This window comes from Chamaesiphon sp. OTE_8_metabat_110 (genome assembly GCF_031382685.1).
Lineage (GTDB): Bacteria > Cyanobacteriota > Cyanobacteriia > Cyanobacteriales > Chamaesiphonaceae > Chamaesiphon.
Genome location: NZ_JANMZA010000439.1, coordinates 1 through 2,250, shown reverse-complemented (window position 1 = coordinate 2,250; position 2,250 = coordinate 1). Strand labels below are relative to the sequence as shown.

General features: G+C 47.8%; 2 protein-coding genes. One reads left to right on the top strand and one right to left on the bottom strand.

Annotated features, from left to right (window positions below; genetic code table 11):
• Positions 1-245: 245 nt before the first annotated feature.
• Positions 246-1,520 (top strand): valine--pyruvate transaminase, encoded by a 1,275-nt coding sequence (locus RMO52_RS16115; RefSeq protein WP_310416125.1) that lies wholly within the window; start codon positions 246-248, stop codon positions 1,518-1,520.
• A 166-nt stretch (positions 1,521-1,686) separates the two neighbouring features.
• Here the strand turns inward: RMO52_RS16115 and RMO52_RS16110 are convergent.
• On the bottom strand, positions 1,687-2,250 hold a 564-nt coding region (locus tag RMO52_RS16110), incomplete at its 5' end, for a response regulator transcription factor (RefSeq protein ID WP_310416122.1).

Here is a 2,250-nt window from a genome sequence, read left to right as displayed (position 1 = left end):
TAGACATGAATCTGTCCGGCGGCACGTTCTTTGCGTTTGGTTGCCGTGCGAATCCCAATCCCAACTCTACTCACTAGTATCAAACTCCTAATTTACTAAAGACCGTATCCCACTGCCCCATGATTATAGACAACTTAGCGGAATGGTTGTTTATAATAGCCATAACATCTGCTCGTTGGCAAAGCCTCTCCTGCGGAGAATCGCCAAGTGTCGCCGGAAGCCGAGTCGTCCATCACTTCATCACTATGAATCTCGCACTATCTCAAGTCGGTACCCAAATGTCTAATTTGACTGGCGTGCGCGCCATCATGAAAGACATTCAAGCAACTCTTTCGGCTAGCAAAGGCCGAGAGTTTATCAATCTTAGTGCGGGCAACCCAGTCATCCTACCGGAAATCGAGCAGATGTGGCGGGACTACACTCATGAATTATTAGCAAGTGCCGATTATGGTGAGGTCGTGTGTCGGTACGGTTCGAGTCAAGGCTATCAGCCCTTAATTGATGCGATCGTGACTGATTTTAATCACCGCTACAGCCTCAATTTGACCGCTAAGAACGTCCTAATTACACCGGGTAGTCAAAGTCTGTATTTCTACGCGATTAATGCCTTTGGCGGGCAAACAGCCGGAGGTCAGATGAAACAGGTCGTATTACCGTTGAGTCCTGATTATACGGGCTATGGGGGGATGGCGATCGCGCCAGATTCGATCGTAGCTTACAAGCCAACTTTGGATATCGATGCTGCCAATCATAGTTTTAAATATCGTCCTGATTTTAGTCGGTTACAGGTTGGGGAAGATACTGGTTGCGTCCTCTTTTCACGCCCTTGCAATCCGACAGGCAATGTCCTAACCGATGAAGAAGTTCAAAAGATTGCCGCGCTAGCAGCCAACTATGATGCGCCTGTGCTGATCGATTCGGCGTATGCACCACCATTCCCCAGCTTAAATTTCACGGAAATGACCCCGATCTTCGGCGAGAATATCGTCCACTGTATGAGTCTTTCTAAAGCTGGATTGCCAGGGGAAAGAATCGGAATTGCCTTGGGGAGCGAAAAATTCATCGGCATTCTGGAGTCATTCCAGACCAATATGTGTCTCCACTCGTCGCGCTACGGACAGGCGATCGCGGCTAAAGCAGTTGCCAGCGGACGCTTGGCAGATTTGGCAACTACTGTGATTCGTCCCTATTATCAGCAAAAGTTCGCCGTTTTAGAAGCAGGCATTACTAAATTTATGCCTCAAGATCTTCCCTGGTATCTCCACCGTGGGGAAGGGGCAATTTTTGCATGGATGTGGTTCCAAGATTTACCGATGACTGATTGGGATCTCTATCAAGCTCTCAAGGAAGTGGGCATTATTGTGGTACCAGGAAGTTCGTTTTTCCCTGGACTACGCGAAGATTGGGCACATAAGCAACAATGTATCCGCATCAGTCTGACGGCTAGCGATGCCGATATTACCACGGCGATGGAAAGGTTAGCCGCAGTTGTTAGCGATGTGTATCGGGGTAGAGGGTAGATGGGAGATGGGAGATGGTAGTAATGATGTTGTTAGTACTTAACTGAAACCTAGATGGTGGGCACTGCCCACCCTACTGGGACGACACTGAAACCTAGATGGTGGGCAGTGCCCACCCTACGCAATGTAATAATCAATAATTATTAATTATTAATTATTAATTAAATTAAGCCATTCTAGTTTCGATCGCCCAGCGGGCTAATTCGGTGCGATTATTCAGTCCGGTTTTGCCGAGCATATTCGAGACGTGACTTTCGATCGTGCGTTGGCTGACATTCATCTGAAGGGCAATTTCTCGATTTGCCAAGCCTCTAGCGACTAACTGCACGACTTTGAGTTCGGTGGGAGTGAGTTCTACAGTCGCCGGAACTTGAATCGGCGAACTATCGTCACTGACTCCATCGGTATACAAGAGCAATCTATTGGTTTGCTTGAGCGAAGATTCAACTTGGGCGACGAGTTCTTCTGGCTCGAAAGGCTTGACCATATAGACATCTGCACCCAAATTCAGACCCTTGATCCGGTCTTGACTTTGCCCGCGAGCTGAGAGAAATAAAACGGGAATCCAGCTCGTCCGTCGATCCTGTCGGACATTTTCGATCAGTGCATAACCATCCATTTCTGGCATCATAATGTCACAGATGATCATATCGGGGAGATTTTGGGACAGCAGGTTTAGAGCTTCTTTACCATTGTCAGCAGTCAGCACCTCATAACCTCGAAACTCTAA

What these genes read in the sequence shown, in the direction of transcription:
- RMO52_RS16115 (WP_310416125.1), top strand. Translation starts at nt 246, where the DNA reads ATGAATCTCGCACTATCTCAAGTCGGTACCCAAATGTCTAATTTGACT.